At 56.2% G+C, this 349-nt stretch carries 2 pseudogenes; both read left to right on the plus strand.

What is annotated here, in order from left to right:
• A pseudogene (locus F7R02_RS25970) lies at positions 1–106 on the plus strand (IS5/IS1182 family transposase); the annotation flags it as partial.
• 153 nt (positions 107–259) lie between these two features.
• Positions 260–349: pseudogene (locus tag F7R02_RS25975) on the plus strand (IS5/IS1182 family transposase); the annotation flags it as partial.

Consider the following 349-nt stretch of genomic DNA (forward strand, 5'->3'; position numbering starts at 1 on the left):
CGGCCTGGCCAAAAACACCGCACACGTGCTGACCTTGTTTGCGCTCTCCAATCTGTGGATGAAGCGAAAGCAGTTGCTGCCGGCTATGGGGAGCGTGCGCCTGTAAACCAGGAAATTCCCACGGAAAGCGCCAGAAATGGCGAAATTCCAAAGATTCAAACGCCACTCTTCGGAACGACGCGACATCCCGCACTCTCAGGCCTCGTTATTCAGACCTTCCTTAGAACCTGTTCACGATCTTCGCTGATCAGTGCAGACTATGCGGATGCGCCAAAAGACCTATCCGAGCGACATGAGCCGGGAGCAGTTCGCACACGTGCTGCCGATCCTGGAACAAGCGCGCAAGCGC

It is taken from the genome of Xanthomonas cissicola (genome assembly GCF_008801575.1).
Taxonomy (GTDB): Bacteria; Pseudomonadota; Gammaproteobacteria; order Xanthomonadales; family Xanthomonadaceae; genus Xanthomonas; species Xanthomonas cissicola.